Origin of the sequence: Geodermatophilus aquaeductus (assembly GCF_900182545.1) — a bacterium.
GTDB lineage: Bacteria > Actinomycetota > Actinomycetes > Mycobacteriales > Geodermatophilaceae > Geodermatophilus > Geodermatophilus aquaeductus.
Genome location: NZ_FXTJ01000001.1, coordinates 41,152 through 61,460, shown reverse-complemented (window position 1 = coordinate 61,460; position 20,309 = coordinate 41,152). Strand labels below are relative to the sequence as shown.

At 76.1% G+C, this 20,309-nt stretch carries 16 protein-coding genes; 8 read left to right on the top strand and 8 right to left on the bottom strand.

What is annotated here, in order from left to right; all coding sequences use genetic code 11:
* Nucleotides 1–7: 7 nt before the first annotated feature.
* The 3 genes from FN207_RS00255 to FN207_RS00245 form a co-directional block, all read right to left on the bottom strand.
* A complete protein-coding gene (locus FN207_RS00255; RefSeq protein ID WP_142456420.1) occupies nt 8–349 on the bottom strand; it encodes a DUF6752 domain-containing protein in 342 nt (113 codons plus the stop codon).
* Nucleotides 328–1,956 carry a class I SAM-dependent methyltransferase gene (locus tag FN207_RS00250; protein WP_142456419.1) on the bottom strand — a complete coding sequence of 543 codons (1,629 nt, stop codon included), beginning with the start codon at nt 1,954–1,956 and terminating at the stop codon, nt 328–330. Before FN207_RS00250 ends, FN207_RS00255 begins: the two co-directional genes overlap by 22 nt.
* A 171-nt stretch (nt 1,957–2,127) precedes the next feature.
* Complete coding sequence (locus tag FN207_RS00245) at nt 2,128–2,586, bottom strand: gamma-glutamylcyclotransferase family protein (protein WP_142456418.1); 459 nt, start codon at nt 2,584–2,586, stop codon at nt 2,128–2,130.
* Nucleotides 2,587–2,700: 114 nt separating this feature from the next.
* On the opposite strand from FN207_RS00245, the gene FN207_RS00240 reads away from it, so the two are divergent.
* The 3 genes from FN207_RS00240 (at nt 2,701) to FN207_RS00230 (ending at nt 8,328) form a co-directional block, all read left to right on the top strand.
* Entirely contained in the window at nt 2,701–4,107 is a 1,407-nt protein-coding gene (locus tag FN207_RS00240) for an NAD(P)H-quinone dehydrogenase (RefSeq protein WP_142456417.1), read from the top strand.
* A 105-nt stretch (nt 4,108–4,212) separates the two neighbouring features.
* A complete protein-coding gene (locus FN207_RS00235) occupies nt 4,213–5,871 on the top strand; it encodes a reprolysin-like metallopeptidase (RefSeq protein WP_142456416.1) in 1,659 nt (552 codons plus the stop codon).
* Between the two features lie 90 nt (nt 5,872–5,961).
* Complete coding sequence (locus tag FN207_RS00230) at nt 5,962–8,328, top strand: reprolysin-like metallopeptidase (RefSeq protein ID WP_142456415.1); 2,367 nt, start codon at nt 5,962–5,964, stop codon at nt 8,326–8,328.
* A 66-nt stretch (nt 8,329–8,394) separates the two neighbouring features.
* On the opposite strand, the gene FN207_RS00225 is transcribed toward FN207_RS00230, so the two are convergent.
* The 4 genes from FN207_RS00225 to FN207_RS00210 form a co-directional block, all read right to left on the bottom strand.
* Entirely contained in the window at nt 8,395–10,161 is a 1,767-nt protein-coding gene (locus FN207_RS00225; RefSeq protein ID WP_142456414.1) for an acetyl/propionyl/methylcrotonyl-CoA carboxylase subunit alpha, read from the bottom strand.
* A 79-nt stretch (nt 10,162–10,240) separates the two neighbouring features.
* Nucleotides 10,241–10,846 carry a Maf family protein gene (locus FN207_RS00220; RefSeq protein ID WP_142456413.1) on the bottom strand — a complete coding sequence of 202 codons (606 nt, stop codon included), beginning with the start codon at nt 10,844–10,846 and terminating at the stop codon, nt 10,241–10,243.
* Nucleotides 10,843–11,061 (bottom strand): acyl-CoA carboxylase subunit epsilon, encoded by a 219-nt coding sequence (locus tag FN207_RS00215; protein ID WP_142456412.1) that lies wholly within the window; start codon nt 11,059–11,061, stop codon nt 10,843–10,845. The genes FN207_RS00220 and FN207_RS00215 overlap by 4 nt, the downstream gene beginning before the upstream one ends.
* Nucleotides 11,058–12,683 carry an acyl-CoA carboxylase subunit beta gene (locus tag FN207_RS00210; protein WP_142456411.1) on the bottom strand — a complete coding sequence of 542 codons (1,626 nt, stop codon included), beginning with the start codon at nt 12,681–12,683 and terminating at the stop codon, nt 11,058–11,060. The genes FN207_RS00215 and FN207_RS00210 overlap by 4 nt, the downstream gene beginning before the upstream one ends.
* Before the next feature lie 18 nt (nt 12,684–12,701).
* Here FN207_RS00210 and FN207_RS00205 point away from each other — a divergent pair, with 18 nt between their 5' ends.
* From FN207_RS00205 to FN207_RS00185, 5 genes are all read left to right on the top strand, one after another.
* Nucleotides 12,702–13,544, top strand: a complete 843-nt coding sequence (locus tag FN207_RS00205; protein WP_142456410.1) for a biotin--[acetyl-CoA-carboxylase] ligase — start codon at nt 12,702–12,704, stop codon at nt 13,542–13,544.
* A gap of 31 nt (nt 13,545–13,575) precedes the next feature.
* On the top strand, nt 13,576–14,082 hold the full coding sequence (locus tag FN207_RS00200) for a PH domain-containing protein (protein ID WP_142456409.1): 507 nt from the start codon (nt 13,576–13,578) through the stop codon (nt 14,080–14,082).
* A 157-nt stretch (nt 14,083–14,239) separates the two neighbouring features.
* Nucleotides 14,240–15,541: an acyltransferase family protein gene (locus tag FN207_RS00195; protein ID WP_142456408.1), complete on the top strand. Its 1,302-nt coding sequence runs from the start codon at nt 14,240–14,242 to the stop codon at nt 15,539–15,541.
* Between the two features lie 62 nt (nt 15,542–15,603).
* Nucleotides 15,604–16,755: an exonuclease SbcCD subunit D gene (locus FN207_RS00190; protein ID WP_142456407.1), complete on the top strand. Its 1,152-nt coding sequence runs from the start codon at nt 15,604–15,606 to the stop codon at nt 16,753–16,755.
* The gene (locus tag FN207_RS00185; RefSeq protein ID WP_142456406.1) at nt 16,752–19,712 is read left to right on the top strand and encodes an AAA family ATPase; all 2,961 of its coding nucleotides are present in this window, start codon (nt 16,752–16,754) and stop codon (nt 19,710–19,712) included. Before FN207_RS00190 ends, FN207_RS00185 begins: the two co-directional genes overlap by 4 nt.
* Before the next feature lie 10 nt (nt 19,713–19,722).
* On the opposite strand, the gene FN207_RS00180 is transcribed toward FN207_RS00185, so the two are convergent.
* Nucleotides 19,723–20,247: a GtrA family protein gene (locus FN207_RS00180; protein ID WP_142456405.1), complete on the bottom strand. Its 525-nt coding sequence runs from the start codon at nt 20,245–20,247 to the stop codon at nt 19,723–19,725.
* Nucleotides 20,248–20,309: the final 62 nt, after the last annotated feature.

The following is a 20,309-nucleotide window of genomic DNA, read 5'->3' as shown; positions in this document are numbered from 1 at the left end:
CGGCCGGTCAGCGGGTGTCGTCGGGGAGGCCGGCGAACACCGAGGGGTCGATGTCGCGGTCGTGCAGCGGCAGGACCACCTCGGTGACGACGTCGGTGAGCTCGGCGATCCGCAGGTTCAGCCGGCGCGCCTCGTGCAGCCCGTCCTCGAGCTCGCGGATCCGTGCCTGCGCGTCGTCGAGCCGCTCGCGCAGCCGGTGCACCTCGGCGGGCAGGTCCTGCAGCGGACCGAGCCGGCCCTGCAGGTCGCCGACCTGGGCGAGCAGGTCCTGGTACTCGGGGACGAAGGCCCGGCGCAGACGCTTGACCGGCGTCTTGACCAGGGCCTTCAGCGTGGCCGTCGCTGCCACGTGATCACCATCCTCGTCGTGGGGAGCACCCGGGGACCGGTGCCCCAGGGCGTGTCGTCGTGCGGTTCCTCGGCCTCGTGGGTCTCGTCGACCCGCAGCCCGAACGGCGCCATCTCGGCGGCGAGGACGTCGAGCGGCACGGCCCGGTGGAGGGGCTCGCCGGTGCCGGGCTCCGGCTTCCAGGACTCCCGGGGGACGTCGAGGTGGGCCTGCCCGCCGGTCCGCAGGACCATGGCGAGCAGCCGCCACAACCGGGGACGGGCGACGTCGACGAGGGAGCCGAGCAGGCCCCGGGCGAAGACCGTGACGGGTTCCCGGCGGGCGGCGATCTCGGCGCCGGCCACCAGCACGCGGCGGACGTCGTTGAGGTTGAGGACGCGGAACCGCACGGGGAGGCCGCACGCCTCGGCCGTGCGCAGGGCCCCGGCCATGCCGGTGTCGACGTAGTCGAGCGCGTCGACGCGGTGCCCGCGCCCGGCGAACCAGAGCGTGTCGTCCCCCCGGCCGGCGCCGAGGTCGAGCACCGGGCCGTCCTGGGGGATCCGGCCGGCCACCCAGCGGGCGTAGTCCGACGGCCGGCTGCCCGGTGCGGGAGCCGTGGGGGCGCCGTACCGGTAGTGGTCCTGCCAGGTCTCGCGGTCCATGTTCTGGTCCGACAGCCACCCGTACATGCGGGCACCGGTGGCCGGCGGGAGCTGGAACCGGAACGCGGGGTCCGGCGTGGCCCAGCCGGGACCGTAGATCGCGTCGAGCATGACCTCGGGCTCGCGGCAGGTCGGCTCGGGGCGGCCCTGGACGTCGATGGTGTCGACGGGCACCAGCTGCTCGCGCCGGACGCGCTGGCGGACCGGGAAGACCTGGTACCACCAGCCGTCGTCGATCCACCCGGAGAAGACGTCGACGTAGCCGTCGGCGAGCCCCTCGTGCTCGAAGTGCAGCTGCACGTGCCCCGCGGAGAGCCGGATGACGGTCATCCCCTCGGCGACGAGCGCACGGCCGAGGCGGAAGGCCTCCAGGACGACGTCGACGGGGTGGCTGTGCCGGCTGAGGTAGGCCAGGTCCGCGTCGTCGTCGTTGGGCATGACCCTGCCGTCGCGGTAGGGGCCCAGGAGCGTTCCCCCGGTCACGTAGACGTCCACGTCGGAGTGCTTGGCGATGACGGCCCGGACCTCGTCGAGGTTGTCCAGCAGCCGGTCGACCATGCCCGTGTCGTAGTCCGCGAGGGCGTGCCCGAGGTTGCCCCACTTGTTGACGATCAGCTGCACGCCGTGGGGGTCGACGAAGCGGACGCGGCCGGACGCGGTGCCGAAGCGGCCGGTCGCCTCGACCGTGTCCGCCCCGCCGTGCACCGGGCGGAGGGCGAAGTCGGCGGTGCCGTGGAGGAAGGGCACGAGGGACCGCGGCCAGGCCAAGCCCCGGCGTCCCGGGTCCCCGTCGCACGGCGGGGCGTCGCCCACGCGGAAGGACCAGATCCGGCGGCCGTCCAGCAGCAGGTCGAGGACGCGGTCCTCGTCGCCGGCCTCGGCCGAGAAGGCCAGGCCGGTGTCGTCCAGCGTCAGGTTGCCCAGCAGGTCGTGCTCCTCTGTCGTCCCGGTCGGTCGGGCCACCCGGTGGGCGCCGCGACGTCCGCCCGAGGCTAACGCTGGGTAGCCGTCAGGTGACGGATCGACTGTGGTGCCGGACGGCGGGAGGGACGGGTGTGACGGACGAGTCCGCCAGTGCCCACGGCGCGGGTCGGCACCCGACCGGCGCACTGCGCCGGAGGAGGTCCCCGCGGGTCAGAAGGCCGAGCGGCAGTCGCGGGCGCGGAGCTCGGCGAGGTAGTCGTCGGGGGCGCCGGCGGCCTCCGCGGCGTCGGCGATCGCGCCCAGGTGCCGCGCCGAGGGCAGCCCGCCCTCGAAGGCGTCCAGCGCGTAGACGTAGGCGACGACGTCGCCGCCGAGCGTGTGCACCCGCAGGTTGAGCTTGCGGTAGAGCCCGCGGTCGGCGCCCTCCCAGGCGTCGAGCTCCCGCTCGTCGGCGGGCGTGAGGTCGTAGAGCGCGACGAAGACGCCCGGCGCCTCGCTGTCCTCGGCCGGCACGAGGGTGGCCAGCGCGCCCTCCCAGCCGAACTCCTCACCGCCGAAGGCGAGCCGCCAACCGCGGATCCAGCCGGTGCCCACGTGCGGCGAGGCCGGGCAGCGGCGCAGCATCTGGGCGGGGTCCATGTTGGACCCGTAGGCGGCGTAGAGGACCATCGCCGCCCGAGCCTACGGGCGGTGTGGCCGGTACGACCCGTGAGTCTGCCGACACAGGCTGCCCCGGCTGGGAGGATGGGTCCGCATCCCGCACCACGACGCAGGAGAGACCCCATGACCCGCATCGTCATCATCGGCGGCGGCCCGGCCGGCTACGAGGCCGCGCTCGTGGCCGCCTCGCTCGGCGCGCAGGTCACCGTCGTCGAACGCGACGGCCTCGGCGGGGCCAGCGTCCTGACCGACTGCGTGCCCTCGAAGACCCTCATCGCCGCCGCCGGCACCATGACCTCGGTCCGCGACTCCAGCGTCCTCGGCCTGCGCGGCACCGACCTCGCCACCGTCGGCCTCGACCTCGCCGCGGTGAACGCCCGGGTCAAGGGCCTCGCCGTCGCGCAGTCGGCCGACATCCACGCCCGCCTCGAGGGCGAGGGCGTGCGCCTCATCGCCGGCCAGGGCCGGCTCGCCGACGACGTCCGCGGGCTGGTCGAGCACCGCGTCGAGGTCCTCGACCGCGAGGGTGGCGTGCAGGAGACGCTCGAGTGCGACGTCGTCCTCATCGCCACCGGCGCCGACCCCCGCGTGCTGCCGGGCAGCGAGCCCGACGGCGAGCGGATCCTCGACTGGCGCCAGCTCTACGACCTCGACGAGCTGCCCGAGCACCTCGTCGTCGTCGGGTCGGGCGTGACCGGCGCGGAGTTCGCCTCCGGCTACCTCGAGGCCGGTGTGCCGGTGACGCTGGTGTCCTCGCGCGACCAGGTGCTGCCCGGCGAGGACGCCGACGCCGCCGAGGTCCTCGAGGAGGTCTTCCAGGCGCGCGGCGGGCGGATCGCCGAGCGCGGCCGGGCCGCGAGCGTCACCCGCACCGAGAAGGGCGTGCTGGTCGAGCTCACCGACGGGCGCACCGTCGAGGGCTCGCACGCGCTCATGACCGTCGGCACCGTGCCGAACACCGCCGGGCTCAACCTCGAGGCGTGCGGCGTGGAGCTGCGGGACTCCGGCCACGTCGTCGTCGACCGGGTCTCGCGCACCAACGTGCCCGGCATCTACGCCGCCGGCGACGTCACCGGCGTCTTCCAGCTCGCCAGCGTCGCGGCCATGCAGGGCCGGATCGCCATGTGGCACGCGCTCGGCGAGGCCGTGCAGCCGATCCGGCTCAAGACCGTGGCGGCCAACGTCTTCACCCACCCGGAGATCGCCACGGTCGGCGTCCAGGAGAAGACGCTGCCGGAGCACCACGACCTCGACGTCGTCCGGCTGCCGCTGGCCACCAACGCGCGGGCCAAGATGAGCGACCTGCACGCCGGCTTCGTGAAGCTCTTCGCCCGCCGGGCCACCGGCGTCGTCGTCGGGGGAGTGGTCGTGGCCCCGGGCGCCAGCGAGCTGATCCTGCCGATCGCGCTGGCGGTCACCAAGGGCCTGACCGTCAGCGACCTCGCGCAGACCTTCGCCATCTACCCGTCGATGTCGGGCTCGATCACCGAGGCCGGCCGGAGGCTGATGGGGGCGGACGCGCTCGCCTGACGGGTGTGACGCGCGGGGCGCGCGGGACGAGGCGCCCGGGGCGCGTGTGACAGGACGGGTCCCGGCTGGTGCACCTGGGACGCCGGACCGCCGATGCCGGGAGGGATGCACGCCTCCCGAGTCCTCACCCGGTCGCTGGCCCTCGCCGGTGCCGTCGTCGCGCTGTGCGCCGGCCCCGCGGCCGTGGCGCACGCCGAGGACGGCGCCACCACGGTGGTCGGGGAGCTGGTGCAGGCCTGGCCGGAGACCTCGCTCGAGGGCCAGCACGCGGGGGAGTCGCACGAGGAGCCGCTGACCTTCGTCGAGGGCGCCGACGGCAGCTCGGTGCGGGTCCCGGCCGGCGCGGTCGAGGGCATCGACCTCGGCAGCACCGTCGAGGTCACCGTCGGCGGCAGCACCGAGGACGACGCGGCGGCGGACGGCTACGAGCCGGCCCTCGAGGTGCTCGACACGCAGGTGCTGCGCGCGGCCCGGCCGGCCACCACCGTCCCGGCCGGCTCGGTCACCAACCAGGTCACCGTCGCGATGGTCGCGCCGCTGGGCGGGGTCCCGGACGGCACCGCGCTGGCCGACGTCGTGGACACGGTCAACGACGGCGTCGCCGGCTTCTGGTCCGAGCAGACCGGTGGTGCGGTGACCGTCGGCGTGACCGCCGCGCACGACTGGATCACCACCGCCGCCGGCTGCGCCGACCCCACCGCCCTGTGGGACGAGGTCGCCGCGCGCGTGGGCTTCGTGCCCGGCCCGGGCCGCCACCTGCTGCTCTACGTGAGCAGCGAGCCGCGCGACCTGCCCGGCTGCTCCTACGCCCTCGGCCAGGTCGGCGCGGGCGTCGCGTCGGGCGGCCGCCTCTACGTCCGCGACGACCTCGCCTCGGTCATCGCCCACGAGCTCGGCCACAACTTCGGTCTCGGCCACTCCAGCGGCCTGCAGTGCGACGCGAGCGTGGAGGACGGCACCTGCCGCACCGCCGCCTACCGCGACTTCTACGACGTCATGGGCGTCTCCTGGGACCGGATCGGCACCCTCACCGCCGCGCAGGCGCAGCGGCTCGGCGTGCTGCCCGCCGCGGCCACGCAGACCGCCGGCGCCGGGACGACGACGGCCACCCTCGCGCCGGTCGGCAGCGGGACCGGCACCCGCGCGCTGCGGCTGACCGACGCGGCCGGCACCGACTACTGGCTCGAGTACCGCACCGCCGTCGGGCGCGACGCCTGGCTGGCCTCGGACAACCGCTACCGGCTCGACAGCGGCGTGCTGCTGCACCGCGCCGGCGCCCTGCCCGACACGTCGCTGCTGCTCGACGGCAGCCCGTCGGCCGCGGGCGGCTGGGAGGACGACCTGCAGACCGCGCTGCGGCCCGGCGTGCCGGTCACCGTCGCCGGCGGCGAGCTCACCGTCACCGTCGACGCCGTCACCCCGGCCGGCGCCACGGTCACCGTCGTCCGCACGCCCCCGGCGGCCGCCGTCCCCGCCCCGGCCCCGGCCGCCGCACCGGCGGTCCTGCCGGGCGCCGGCACCACCCCCGCGCCGGCGCCCGCCCCTGCGGCCGCGCCGTCGGTCCCCGCCGAGGCCGCTGCGGTCGCCCCCGTCCCCGCGGCCGCGGACCCCGCCCCGGTCGCCGCCGCCCCGGTCGAGGCCGCCGCCCCCGAGCCGGCCGGCAGCGGCTGGACCACCCCGGCGCTGGCCGCCGGCGGCGTCGTGGGCGCCGGTGGCGCGGCGCTGGCGGGCAGGCGGGTCCTCCCGCTGCTGCGCCGCGGCTGACCTCCCCCCGTCGGAGGGTGCGCTCCCGGCCCGGATCCGCCGATGAGGGAGCAGAGCCGTTCCCCGACGGCCCCTGACCAGGAGAAGTGCGTGCCCCTCACCTCCCGCCTGCGGCTCGTTCCCGTCGCGGCCCTCACCGCCGTCCTCGTCCCCCTGCTGGGGACCGGGCCGGCCACCGCCGACGACGAGCCGGCCGCCGGTGACACCGTCGTCGGCGAGCTCGTCCAGGCCTGGGCCGAGCACGCCGACGCCGACGACGCCGCCGCGCATGCCGACGACGCCCTGGTCAGCTGGGTCAGCGCCGACGACGGCACGAGCGTGCGGGTCGAGACCGAGGGCGTCGCCGACGTCCCGGTCGGCGCGACCGTCGAGGTGACGCTCGGGGACGAGGTGCCCGACCCGGCCGGTGCGCAGGAGCCCGTGCACGAGGTCCTCGACGCCGACGTCGTGGCCCCCGCGGAGACGGTCCCGCCGGCGCCGGCCTCGGCGCCGTACACCAACGAGGTCACCGTGGTGCGGGTCCTCCCCCGGGGCGTGTCCGCCGACGGCACCACCGTGCAGCAGCTCGTCGACCAGGTGAACGGGCCGGTCGCGGACTTCTGGGAGACCCAGAGCGACGGCGCCGTGCGCGTCCACGCGACCGCCGGCCCGGAGGCGTGGATCTCCAGCGACGTGCTGTGCGACTCGTCCTCGGCCCTGTGGGACGACGTCGACCGGCAGCTGGCGGACTGGACGCCCGGGCCCGGCAAGCACCTGCTGCTGTACGTCCCCGGCTACTCGGACCCCCGGGACCCCTGCGCGTTCGGCCTGGCGCGGATCGGCACGTCCCGCGGCGCCGGCGGGTCCCTCTACGTGCGGGCCGTCGAGACCTCGGTGATCGCCCACGAGCTCGGCCACAACTTCGGCCTGGGCCACTCGTCGGCGGTGCAGTGCGACGCCTCGCCGGAGACCGCGCCGTGCGAGACGGACGCCTACGCCGACTACTACGACGTCATGGGCTACTCGTGGGGCGAGGTCGGCTCGCTCAACGCGCCCCAGGCGGCCCGGCTCGGCCTGCTGCCCTCCTCGGCGCAGGTGTCGGTCGGCTCCTCGACGCCCGGCGGCACCTGGACGCTCGCCCCGCTCGGCGGGCGTACCGGCACCCGCGTGCTGGCGCTGACCGCCGCCGACGGGGCCGGCTACTGGGTCGAGTACCGGACCGCCGTCGGCCAGGACGACTGGCTCGGCGACCCCGACCGCAACTGGGTCGACGTGGAGCCCGGCGTGCTGGTGCACCGGACCGGCCCGGGTCCGCGCAGCGACACGGCGCTGCTGCTCGACGGCACGCCGTCGCCCGTGGCCCGGTGGGACAGCGACTTCCAGACCGTGCTCCCGGCGGACGCCTCCGTCACGCTGGGCGGCTCGCTCACCGTCCGCGTGACCGCCACGTCGGCCACGGGCGCGACCGTCTCGGTCACGACGCCGGCCGACGGGCCGATGAGCGACAGTCCGATCACCGCCCGGTGGACCGCCCTGGGCGGCGCCGGCAGCTGGCTCGGCGCGCCCGCCACGGCCGAGGTCTGCGGCCTGCGCGACGGCGGCTGCAGGCGGGACTTCGCCAACGGCTCCATCTACTGGTCGCCCGCCTCGGGCGCGCAGCCGGTCAACGGTGCGCTGCGGAGCCGGTGGCAGCAGCTGGGTGCCGAGAACGGGTTCCTCGGCTACCCGACGGGGGCCGCGGTGTGCGGGCTGCGCGACAGCGGCTGCGGGCAGGTGTTCCAGGGCGGGGCGGTGTACTGGTCGGCCGCGTCCGGGGCGCAGCCCGTCAACGGCGCGATCCGCAGCCGGCACGCCTCGCTCGGCTACGAGAACGGGTTCCTCGGCTACCCGACGGGGGCCGCGGTCTGCGGGTTGCGCGACGGCGGCTGCGGGCAGGTGTTCCAGGGCGGGGCGGTGTACTGGTCGGCCGCGTCCGGGGCGCAGCCCGTCAACGGCGCGATCCGCAGCCGGCACGCCTCGCTCGGCTACGAGAACGGGTTCCTCGGCTACCCGACGGGGGCCGCGGTCTGCGGGTTGCGCGACGGCGGCTGCGGGCAGGTGTTCCAGGGCGGGGCGGTGTACTGGTCGGCCGCGTCCGGGGCGCAGCCCGTCAACGGCGCGATCCGCAGCCGGCACGCCTCGCTCGGCTACGAGAACGGGTTCCTCGGCTACCCGACGGGGGCCGCGGTGTGCGGGCTGCGCGACGGCGGCTGCGGCCAGGTCTTCCAGGGCGGCACCCTGTACTGGTCGCCGGCCTCGGGGACCCAGCCGGTCAACGGCGCCATCCGTGCCCGGTGGGCGCAGCTCGGCTTCGAGAACGGGTCCCTGGGCTACCCGGTGGAGGAAGCGGCCGTCCTGTTCAACGGCGACGTCGCCCAGCGCTTCCAGAGTGGAGGGTTGTACTGGTCGGCGAGGACCGGGCAGGTCCGCGCGTACTGACCGGCGGCCCGGGAGGCGTCGGGGCCCGTTCCCACGTGGGAACGGGCCCCGACGCCGTCCGGACGGCTACTCGGTGGCGGCGTCGGCGATGGTGCAGAGCACCGCGCCGCTGGTGACGCCGGCGCCGACCTCGGCCGACAGGCCGGTCACGGTGCCCGCCTTGTGCGCGGTGATGGGCTGCTCCATCTTCATCGCCTCGAGGACGACGACGAGGTCTCCCGCCTGCACGGAGTCGCCGTCGGCGACGGCGACCTTGACGATCGTGCCCTGCATCGGCGCGGTGAGGGCGTCGCCGGAGGCCCCCGAGCCGCCGTGCCCGGAGCCCCGCTTGCGCGGCTTGGCCCCGCCGCCGGCCGGTGCCGCACCGCCGCCGGCGGCCAGGCCCGCGGGCAGCGAGACCTCCAGGCGCCGCCCGCCGACCTCGACGACGACGGTCTGCCGCGGGGCCTCCTCGTCGGCCTGCGCCGGCGCGGCGGAGTACGGCGGGACCTGGTTGTCCCACTCGGTCTCGATCCACCGGGTGTGCACGCTGAAGGGTGCGCTGGTGAAGGCCTCGTCACGGACGACGGCGCGGTGGAACGGGACCACCGTCGGCATGCCCTCGACCACGAGCTCGTCCAGCGCGCGGCGGGCGCGCTGCAGCGCCTCCTCGCGGCTGGCGCCGGTGACGATCAGCTTGGCCAGCATGGAGTCGAACGCGCCGGCGACCTCGCCGCCGGTCTCGACGCCGGAGTCCCAGCGCACGCCGGGGCCCTGGGGGATCTCCAGGCGCGTGACCGGGCCGGGCGCCGGCATGAAGTTGCGGCCGGCGTCCTCGGCGTTGATCCGGAACTCGATGCTGTGCCCGCGCGGCGCCGGGTCCTCGGTGATCTCCAGCGGCAGGCCCTGCGCGATGCGGAACTGCTGGCGGACCAGGTCGATGCCGCTGGTCTCCTCGCTGACCGGGTGCTCCACCTGCAGGCGGGTGTTGACCTCGAGGAAGGAGATCGAGCCGTCGACGCCCACGAGGTACTCGACGGTGCCGGCGCCGTGGTAGCCGGCCTCCCGGCAGATGGCCTTGGCCGAGGAGTGGATGCGCGCCCGCTGCTCGTCGGTGAGGAACGGCGCCGGCGCCTCCTCGACCAGCTTCTGGTTGCGCCGCTGCAGCGAGCAGTCGCGGGTGCCGACGACGACCACGTTGCCGTGCGTGTCGGCCAGGACCTGCGCCTCGACGTGCCGCGGCTTGTCGAGGAAGCGCTCGACGAAGCACTCGCCGCGGCCGAAGGCGGCCACGGCCTCGCGGACGGCGGACTCGAACAGGTGCGGGATCTCCTCCTCGGTGCGCGCGACCTTCAGGCCGCGCCCGCCCCCGCCGAAGGCGGCCTTGATGGCCACCGGCAGGCCGTGCTCGCGGGCGAAGGCGAGCACCTCGTCGGCGCCGCCGACGGGGTCCTCGGTGCCCGGGACGAGGGGCGCGCCCACCTTCATCGCGATGTGCCGGGCGGCGACCTTGTCACCGAGGTCGATGATCGCCTGGGGGGAGGGCCCGATCCAGGTCAGCCCGGCGTCGAGGACCGCCTGGGCGAAGTCGGCGTTCTCGGACAGGAAGCCGTAGCCGGGGTGCACGGCGTCGGCACCCGAGCGCTTGGCGGCGTCGAGGACCTTGTCGATGACCAGGTAGGAGTCACCCGGCGTCGTCCCGCCGAGGGCGAAGGCCTCGTCGGCGGTGCGGACGTGCAGGGCGTCCCGGTCGGGCTCGGCGTAGACGGCGACGCTGGTCAGGCCGGCGTCCCTGCACGCGCGGGCGACGCGGACCGCGATCTCCCCGCGGTTGGCGATGAGGACCTTCTGCACCGGACGACTCCCTCGTTCGTGGACCGGTCGGACTGTAATCAGGACGTCCGGGACGTCGTCCGGACGGTCGGGCGGCGGGTCAGCGCCGCCAGAGGTCGGTGATCGCCAGGCCCCGCCGGCCCAGCTGCTCGCGCAGTGCGGTCAGGGACAGCCCGACGACGGCCGCCGGGTCGCCCTCGACGCGCCGGACGAAGGGCGCGCCGAGGCCGTCGAGGGTGAACGCGCCGGCGACGGCCAGGGGCTCGCCGGTGGCGAGGTAGGCCTCGAGCTCGTGGGCGGTCGGGGTGGCGAAGTGCACGACCGTCGAGGTGACGACGACGTCGCGGGCCTCGATCGCCCCGCCGCGCACGTCGAACAGCGCCTGGCCGGTGTGCAGCACGCCCGAGCGGCCCGCCATCCGCCGCCAGCGCTCCCGCGCGTCCTGGGCGTCGTCGGGCTTGCCCATCGCGCGGCCGCGGAACTCCAGCAGCGAGTCGGCGCCGACGACCAGGGCGTCGTCCTGCTGCCGGGCGACCGCGGAGGCCTTGGCCGCGGCCAGCAGGGCGACCAGCTCGGCCACCCGCGGGGCGGTCACCGTGGACTCGTCGACGTCGCTGACGACGACCTCGGGGGCGAGACCGGCCTGGCGCAGCAGTGCCAGCCGGGCCGGCGACGCCGAGGCGAGGACCAGCCTCCTGTCGCTCACGCGAAGCGTCCCGAGGCGCGCCAGCCGCCGGGGCCGGGCTGCAGCGAACTCCGGTGGGTGTCGGCGTTCGAGGCCCACGCGCCCACCGGGACCGGGCGCCGCCGTGGCCGGCCCTGCTGCGACAGGGCGGCGACGACGACGGTCAGCGCGGCGAGCTCCTCGGCGGTGGGCTCGCCCCGCACCACCCGCAGCAACGGTCGCTGCTCGTCGCTCACAGCGGGATGTTCCCGTGCTTCTTCGGCGGCAGGGTCTGGCGCTTGTTGGCCAGCAGCCGCAGTGCCTTGGTGATCTCGATGCGGGTCTCCGAGGGGCGGATCACCTGGTCGACGTACCCGCGGTCGGCGGCGACGTACGGGGAGAGCAGCGTGTCCTCGTACTCGGAGATGAGCTCGGCGCGGCGGGCGTCGGGGTCCGCGGCGTCGGCCAGCTCACGGCGGTAGAGGATGTTGACCGCCCCCTGGGCGCCCATGACCGCCACCTGCGCGGTCGGCCAGGCCAGGTTGAGGTCGGCACCGAGGTGCTTGGACCCCATGACGTCGTACGCGCCGCCGTAGGCCTTGCGGGTGATGACCGTGATCTTCGGGACCGTGGCCTCGGCGTAGGCATAGATCAGCTTCGCGCCGCGGCGGATGATCCCCTCCCACTCCTGCGACGTCCCGGGCAGGAAGCCGGGGACGTCGACGAAGGTGACCACCGGGACGTTGAAGGCGTCGCAGGTCCGCACGAACCGGGCGGCCTTCTCGCTGGCGTCGATGTCCAGCGTGCCGGCGAACTGGGTGGGCTGGTTGGCCACCACGCCCACCGGTCGGCCCTCGACCCGGCCGAAGCCGACCACGATGTTGGGCGCGAACAGCGCCTGCACCTCGAGGAACTCGCCGTCGTCGAGCACGTGCTCGATGACGGTGTGCATGTCGTAGGGGGTGTTCGCCGAGTCGGGGACGACCGTGTCGAGGGCGCGGTCGGCGTCCGTGACGCCGTCCGGCGTGGCGTCGACCGGCGCGACCTCGACGGCGGGCAGCGGGTCGAGGTTGTTGCTCGGCAGGTAGGACAGGAGCGCCTTGACGTAGTCCAGCGCGTCGGTCTCGTCCTCGGCCAGGTAGTGCGCGACGCCGGACTTGGTGTTGTGGGTGCGCGCGCCGCCGAGCTCCTCGAGGGTGACGTCCTCGCCGGTGACGGTCTTCACGACGTCGGGACCGGTGATGAACATCTGGCTGGTCCCGTCGACCATCACGACGAAGTCGGTGAGCGCGGGGGAGTAGACGTGGCCGCCGGCCGCGGCGCCCATCACCAGCGAGATCTGCGGGATGACGCCGGAGGCGTGCACGTTGCGCCGGAAGATCTCGCCGTAGAGGCCGAGGGAGACCACGCCCTCCTGGATGCGCGCGCCACCGCCCTCGTTGATCCCGATGACCGGGCAGCCGTTGCGGATCGCCAGGTCCAGCACCTTGACGATCTTCTCGCCGTAGACCTCGCCGAGGCTGCCGCCGAAGACGGTGACGTCCTGGGAGAAGACGCACACCGGGCGGCCATCGATCGTCCCGTAGCCGGTGACGACGCCGTCGCCGAAGGGGCGCCGCGACTCCATCCCGAAGTTGGTGGAGCGGTGGCGGGCGAACTCGTCGAGCTCGGTGAACGAGCCCGGGTCCAGCAGCGCCTCGATCCGCTCGCGGGCGGTCATCTTGCCCGCCGCGTGCTGCTTCTCCACCGCCCGCTGGGACCCGGCGTGCGTGGCCTCCTCGACCCGCCGCTCGAAGTCCGCCAGCTTGCCGGCGGTCGTGTGGATGTCGATGTCACCGGGGACGTGCTCGCCGGCGCTCTCCAGTTCAGCCGCACTCACGGGCCGTAGCGTAGAGGGGTGTCCGACACGCCCTCCGCCCGCTGGTCGGCGCTGGACCGGCCGCCGCTCGACGCCGCGGCGCTGCAGACCGCGCTGGTCCGCGACAGCCGGCTCTGGCGCTCGCTCGAGGTCGTCGAGGAGGTCGGCTCGACCAACGCCGTCCTCGCCGAGCGGGCGGCCGAAGACGACGTCCCCGAGGGTGCGGTCCTCGTCGCCGAGCACCAGGCCGCCGGCCGCGGCCGGCTCGACCGCACCTGGACCTCGCCGCCGCGGGCCGGGCTGACGGTCTCGGTGCTGCTGCGCCCCGACGTCCCCGCGGCACGCCGCGGGTGGCTGCCGCTGCTCACCGGTGTCGCGCTGGCCGAGGCCGTCGGGGAGGTCACCGGCGTGCGCACCTCGCTCAAGTGGCCCAACGACCTGCTCGCCGTCGACGGCGCGAAGCTGGCCGGGATCCTCGCCGAGGCCACCGGCACCGCGGTCGTCGTCGGGACCGGCCTCAACGTCACCACCCGCCGGGAGGAGCTGCCGCCCACCGGGTCGTCACTGACGCTGGTCACCGGCGGGCCGGTGGACCGCGGGCCGGTGCTGCTGGCCTTCCTCCGCGCGCTGGAGCGGCGCTACCTCACCTGGACCGCCGCGCTCGGCGACCCGGTCTCCACCGGGCTGGCGACCGACTACCTCGCCTGGTGCTCCACGGTGGGTGCCGAGGTGACCGTCACGCTGCCCGACGGCTCGACGCTCGCCGGCACCGCCACCGCTGTCGACTGGGACGGCCGGCTGGTGGTGCGCACCGGCGAGGGCACCGTGGAGCTGGCCAGCGGAGACGTGCAGCACGTCCGGACACGCCCCGCCGGAGCCTGACGCGGGGCGTCGGCTCGGTCATCCTGGCCGGGTGCCCTACCCCGACAAGCTCCTGGCCGACGACGAGGAGGTCGTCGTCCACCTGCACCCGCACTGGACGACGCTGTTCTGGCCGGTCGTGTGGTTCCTCGTCGTCGTGGGTGCCGGCTCCTACACCGCGGCGCTGGTACCGGCCGGCCGGCAGCAGGGCGTGCTGCGGATGGCGCTGCTCGCCGTCGCGGTGGTCGTGCTCGCCGTCCTCGTCGCCCGGCCGGTGCTGCGCTGGCGGACCACCCACACCGTCGTCACCACCTCCCGGCTGCTGGTCCGCACCGGCGTCCTGACGCGGCGCGGGCGCGACGTCCCGCTCTCGCGGATCACCGACGTGTCCTCCCGGCAGACGCTGTGGCAGCGGCTGCTGCGGTCCGGGACGCTCACCGTCGAGACCGCCGGCGAGGGCGGCGCGGTCGTGCTCGAGCGCCTGCCCGCCTGCGACGACGTCCAGCAGCTGCTGGTCCAGCTGGTCGAGGAGGACGCCGACCGCTCCGCGGTGGTGTGACTCCCGGGACGCGCGGGAGCGGTGGGAGCGGTTCGTCAGGTTGTGCCGGACACGCCCCGCGAACTCTGGAACGGCATGACTCAACGTCACCGCGCGACCTCGCTAGCGTCATCGGCGGGACCAGGGGACCGGTCCTTCACGACGACTGGGGGAGACCATGCGGGCAGCAACCAGGCAGGCCGCGGGCCGCGAGACCGGCGGGCCGCCCCCGGGTGAGATCCGTGCCCTGACGGGGCTCCGGGCCCTGGCGGCGACCTGGGTGGTCGTCCTCCACTTCAGCAACAACCCGGGCTCGACGTGGGCGCCGGTCCTCGAGCCGGTGCGGCCGCTGATCATGAGCGGCTGGCTCGGCGTCGACCTGTTCTTCGTGCTCAGCGGCTTCGTGCTGACCCACACGTACCTGACGAAGATCGGCCCGCGGGCCGGCGTCCGCTCCGCGGCGGCGTTCTACTGGAACCGGCTCAGCCGCGTGTGGCCGACCTGGATCGTGGTCGTCGTCGCCTTCACCGCCTGGCTGACCCTCAAGCACCTCACCGTCGGTGGCCTGCACGTGCACGAGGCGGACCAGCCGCACGTCGACGTCGTGCACCTGCTGGCCCAGGTGTTCATGGTCCAGCAGTGGGCGCAGCCGATGGTGTCGGGCTCGACCTTCCCCGGGCCGGGGTGGTCGCTGTCGGCCGAGTGGCTGGCCTACGTGGTCTTCCCGGTCCTCGTGCTGGGGCTCTACCGGCTCCGGCGGCTGCCCGTCGCCGTGCTGGGTGCCGGGGCGGTGCTCGCGCTGCTGCCCTTCGCCTGGATCGCCGCCACCGACGCCACCCACGAGTACGCCTGGGCGTGGCTGCTGCGCATCGCCGGCGCCTTCGTGGCCGGCAGCCTGACCGCCCTCTGCGTCCGCCGCGTGCAGCCCACCGAGCGGGTCCGGCGGGGCGCGTCGATCGTGGCCGCCGTCGCGCTGGTGTGGATCGGCGTCGTCGTGTGGTGGTCGGCCGCCCGCTGGGGCGACTACGCCGGCGTGGCCGTCCTGGCCTTCCCGGTCCTCGTCGGCGCGCTCGCCTTCGCCGACCGCGGCCCGGCCCGGCTGCTCAGCACCCCGTGGATGGTCACCGGGGGCCGGATCTCCTTCGCGCTCTACCTCGTGCACCTGTTCGTCTTCGAGGTCTGGTGGACCGCGATGGACGTCGTCCCGCACCTGCAGCCGGACTCGACGCTCGCCTCGCTGGGGGCACCGCTGGTCCTGGTCGCGCCGTTCCCGCTGGCCTGGGCCACGTGGCGGTACGTCGAGGAGCCCGCGCGGCTGTACATGCGGCGGTACGCGCCGAGGACCGGGCCGAGCCGGGCGGCCCGCCCGGCGGTGCACGAGCGCGCCGAGAACGCCGGCGGCCGCGCGCCGGACCTGACGATGCCCCTGCAGCGCGTGCCGGTCTCCGACGCCGCGCAGCCGACCCTGGTCAGCGGCTGACCGCTGCCGGTCCCGGCGGGCGCGACCGTTCCTGTCGGTCCCCCGACCTACCCTGCGCACCCATGCGGCTCCTGCACACCTCCGACTGGCACATCGGGCGGTCCCTCCACGGGGCGGACCTGCTCGGTGAGCAGGAGGCGGTGCTCTCCGGCCTGGCCGGCGTGGTGGCCGCCGAGGGCGTCGACGCCGTCGTGGTGGCCGGTGACGTGTACGACCGCGCGGTGCCCTCGGCCGACGCGCAGGCCGTCCTCGACCGGGTGGTCGGCCGCCTCGTCGGCGCCGGCGCCACGGTGGTCCTGACCCCCGGCAACCACGACTCGGCCCGGCGGCTGGGCACCTTCTCCTCGCTGCTGACCAAGGCGGGGCTGCACGTCCGGGCCGAGACCGCGCGGCTGGACGAGCCGGTGCTGCTGGCCGACGCGCACGGGGAGGTGGCGGTCTACGGGCTGCCCTACCTGGAGCCCGAGATCGCCCGCCACGAGCTCGGGGTGACCGACGCGCGCAGCCACGAGGGCGTGCTGCGCGCGGCCATGGACCGGGTGCGCGCCGACCTCTTCCTCCGGCCGGGCGTCCGCTCGGTGGTGATGGCGCACGCCTTCGTCGGCGGCGGCGTGGCCAGCGACAGCGAGCGGGACATCTGCGTCGGCGGGGTCGACGTGGTCCCGGCCTCGGTGTTCGACGGCGTCGACTACGTGGCGCTGGGCCACCTGCACCGCCCGCAGACGCTCCTCGACCGGATGCGCTACAGCGGCTCGCCACTGGGGTACTCCTTCGGCGAGGCCGGGCAGGACAAGCAGGTGTGGCTGGTCGACCTCGACGCCGGCGGACTGGCCGGGGTCCGGTCCGTGCCGCTGCCCGCGCCGCGCCCGCTGACCGTCCTCACCGGCACCCTCGACGACCTGCTGGCCGATCCCGCCCACACCGCAGCCGAGGAGGCCTGGGTGTCCGCCCGGCTCACCGACCCGGTCCGCCCGAGCGACCCGATGCGGGCGCTGCGCGGCCGGTTCGCGCACTGCGTGCACCTGGAGTGGATCGGCGGCACCGGCGGCGGTGACGGCCGCAGCTACCAGGAGCGGCTGCGCGGCCGCGACGACCTCGACGTGGCCGGCGAGTTCGTCGCCCACGTCCGCGGCGGCGTCGGGGTGACCGCCGCCGAGCGCGACCTGCTGACCCGGGCACTCGGCGCGGCCGGCCGCGAGGAGCTCGCCCGGTGAGGCTGCACACCCTCACGCTGACCGCCTTCGGCCCCTTCGCCGGCACCGAGACCGTCCAGGTCGACGACGTCGCCCGCGACGGGCTGTTCCTGCTCTGGGGTCCCACCGGCGCGGGCAAGACGACGCTGCTCGACGCGGTGGTCTTCGCGCTCTACGGCACGGTCCCGGGCGCGCGCGGCGAGGCCCGCCGCCTGCGCAGCGACCACGCCGACGCCGCCACCCGCACCGAGGTCTCCTGCGAGCTCACCCTGGCCGGCGAGCGGCTGCTCGTCGTCCGCCGCCCCGAGCAGACCCGGCCGAAGAAGCGCGGCACCGGCGAGACCACCGAGCAGGCCAAGCTCACCGTGCAGCGCCGGACCGCCGAGGGCTGGGCGCCGGTGAGCACCCGCATCGACGAGGGCTCGGAGTACCTGCGGGTGCGCCTGGGCCTGTCGGCCGAGCAGTTCTGCCAGGTGGTGCTGCTGCCGCAGGGGGACTTCGCCCGCTTCCTGCGCGCCGAGCCCGAGGACCGCGGCCGGCTGCTGCGCACGCTCTTCGACGTCGACCGCTTCGCCCGCGCCGAGGAGTGGCTGGCCGGAGAGCGGCGGGCCGCGGAGGAGGGCCTGCGCGCCGACCGGCACCGGGTGAGCACGCTGCTGCACCGCGTCGCCCAGATCGCCGACGTCGAGGTGCCCGAGGAGCTCGCGCCCGAGCTGGTCGGCGCCCGCCCCGGCGCCTCGGTCGGCGCCTGGGTGCGCGAGGTCCGGTCCCGGGCGGCCGAGCGGCTGACCTCCGCCCGCGCCGAGGCGGAGGCCGCCGCCGCCGACAGCGCCCGGGTCGACGCGGAGCTCACCGCCGCACGGGCGCTGGCCGACCGGCACACCCGCCGCGACCGCGCCCGCGCCGAACTCGAGCGGCTCACCGCCCGCGAGCCGGAGCTGGCGCCGCTGCGGGCGCGCGCCGACGCCGGCCGCCGCGCCGAGGTCCTCCGCGACGTCCTGCAGGCCGCCGGTCGCGCCGCGCAGGCCGCCGAGCGGGCCGCCGCCGCCCGGAGGACCGCCGACGCCGCGTGGGCCGCCGTCGGCGACGGCCGTCCGGCCGGCCCCGGGCCGGCCCGGGAGCTGCGCGACGCCGCCGCCGCGGCCCGCGCCCTGATGCCCGAGGCCGACCGCGCCGCGGACCTCGCCGCCGAGGTCGCCCGCCTCGCCCGCGAGGCCGAGCGGCTCACCGCCCGCGTCGCGGGAGGCGCCCGGGCGGTCGAGGAGGAGCCGGCCCGGGTCACCGCGGCGCAGGAGCGGCTCGACGCCGCCCTGGCCGCGCAGGCCCGCCTGCCCGGGCTCACCGCCGCCGAGCAGGCCGCCCGCACCGCGCTGGACGCGGCCACCGGTGCCGCTGAGGTGGTGGGCCGGCTCGCCCGCGCCCGCGCCGCCGCCGACGCCGCCCGGCTGGCCTGGGTGGAGGCGCGCGAGCGGCTGGTCGACGTGCGCACGGCCCGGCTCGAGGGGATGGCCGCCGAGCTCGCCGCCGGGCTGACCGAGGGCGCCGACTGCCCGGTGTGCGGGTCCGCCGAGCACCCGCGGCCGGCAGTGCCGGCCGGTGCCGTGGTCACCGCCGACGACGAGGAGCGCGCCCGCGCGTCCGTCGACGCCGCCGACGAGCGGCGCACCGCCGCGGGCCGGACGGTCGAGGAGCTCGAGCGGGAGCTCGCCGTGCTCCGTGCGCGGGCCGGTGACCTGCCCGCCGCCGAGCTGGCCGACCGGGCGGCCACCGCCGCGGCCGAGCTCGCCGGCGTGACGGCCGCGGCCCGCAGGGTGGAGCCCGCCCGCCGCGACCTCGCCGCCGCCGTGCAGCGGCGCGACGCCGCCACCACCGCCCTGGCCGCCGACCGGGAGGCGCTGCAGCGCGTCACCGCCGAGCACGCCGCCCGCAGCGAGGCGCAGAGGGAGCTGGCCGCCCGCCTCGACGCCGCCCGGGGCGCCGACCGCGACCTGCCGGCCCGCATCGCCCGCCTCACCGCCGCGGCCGGCCGCTGCGAGGCCGCGGTCGCCGCCGCCGAGGAGGAGCACCGCACGCTCGCCGCCGCCGACGAGGCCCGGGAGACCGCCGCGAAGCGGGCCGCCGAGGCCGGCTTCGCCGACGTCCTCGACGCGGCGGGCGCCCTGCTGGAGGACGGTGCGCTGGCCACGCTGGACCGGCGGCTGCGCCAGCACGACGAGGCCCGCTCGGTCCTGGCCGCCACCCTCGCCGACCCGGAGCTCGCCGACCTCGGCGACCGCCCCGACGTCGAGGCCTGGCAGCGGCGGTGCGCCGAGCTGACCGCGCGCCGCGAGGAGGCGGTGACCGCGCTCGACCAGGCGCGCCGCTGCGCGGGTGCGCTCGACGCGCTCGCCGGCGACGTCGTCTCCGCCGAGGTGGAGCTCTCCGAGCGCCGCGCCCGCGCCGAGCAGGTCTCCGGGCTGGCCGACCTGGTCGGCGGCCGCGGCGCGAACACGCTGAAGATGCGCCTGCAGTCCTTCGTGCTCGCCGCGCGGCTCGAGCAGGTGGCCGAGGTGGCCAGCCGGCGGCTGCAGGAGATGTCCCGCGGCCGCTACACGTTCCTGCACAGCGACGCGATGGGCCGCCACGGCGCCCGCGGCGGCCTGGGCCTCGACGTCCTCGACGAGTACACCGGCGTCCGGCGGCCGACCAAGACCCTGTCCGGCGGCGAGAGCTTCATGGCCTCCCTCGCCCTGGCCCTCGGGCTGGCCGACGTCGTCACCGCCGAGGCCGGCGGGGTGCAGATGGACACCCTCTTCGTCGACGAGGGCTTCGGCACCCTCGACGCCCAGGCGCTCGACGCGGTGATGGGCGTGCTCGACGAGCTGCGCCGCGGCGGGCGGACGGTCGGGGTGATCAGCCACCTCGAGGAGCTGCGCACCCGCATCCCGACCCGGCTGGAGGTCGTCGCCGGGCGGTCGGGCTCGCGCCTCGCCGGGTGAGGCGCCGCCGTCAGGCGCCGCTGGTGGCCGGGTCGGCGCCGGTCACCCGGCGTCCGCCGCGGGTCCGCGCCGGCGCCGGTCCGGGCGCCGTCTCCTCCTTCGGGGGGAACACCCAGCGGCGGTAGGCGAACCAGCGGACGACCGTGCCCAGCCCGATGGAGGCGACGTTGGCCGCCTGCAGCACCAGCGCGTGCTCCTGGCCCAGCGGGTGCCGCACGAGCGCGACGACCGCCAGGCCCATGAGCAGCGTGAGCCCGTTGACCAGCACGAACGCGACGTACTCCCGCCGGTAGCCGGTGCGCTCGCGGTGCGCGAACGACCAGAACCGGTGCCCGGCGTAGGCCGCGGTGGTGGACACCAGCGTGGACACCAGCTTCGCCGTCACCGCGCCGGTGCCCGAGGCGTAGAGCAGCTGGAACAGGCCGACGTCGAGGACGAAGCAGACCGCGCCGACGGCCCCGAAGGCGCTCAGTTCCTTGAGCAGCAGGTGCCAGGTGCTCCCGGCGCGGTGGCGCAGCGCCGGGGAGAGGGACACGAGCACCGACTGTACGGTCCGGCGGCTCCCGGCCACGCCGCCGCGCGCTGCGCGGTCCCACA

Excerpts from the sequence above, each read along its gene's own strand:
- FN207_RS00235 (WP_142456416.1), top strand. The coding sequence starts at position 4,213 with ATGCACGCCTCCCGAGTCCTCACCCGGTCGCTGGCCCTCGCCGGTGCC.
- FN207_RS00195 (WP_142456408.1), top strand. The coding sequence starts at position 14,240 with ATGCGGGCAGCAACCAGGCAGGCCGCGGGCCGCGAGACCGGCGGGCCG.
- FN207_RS00245 (WP_142456418.1), bottom strand. The coding sequence starts at position 2,586 with ATGGTCCTCTACGCCGCCTACGGGTCCAACATGGACCCCGCCCAGATG.
- FN207_RS00190 (WP_142456407.1), top strand. The coding sequence starts at position 15,604 with ATGCGGCTCCTGCACACCTCCGACTGGCACATCGGGCGGTCCCTCCAC.
- FN207_RS00240 (WP_142456417.1), top strand. The coding sequence starts at position 2,701 with ATGACCCGCATCGTCATCATCGGCGGCGGCCCGGCCGGCTACGAGGCC.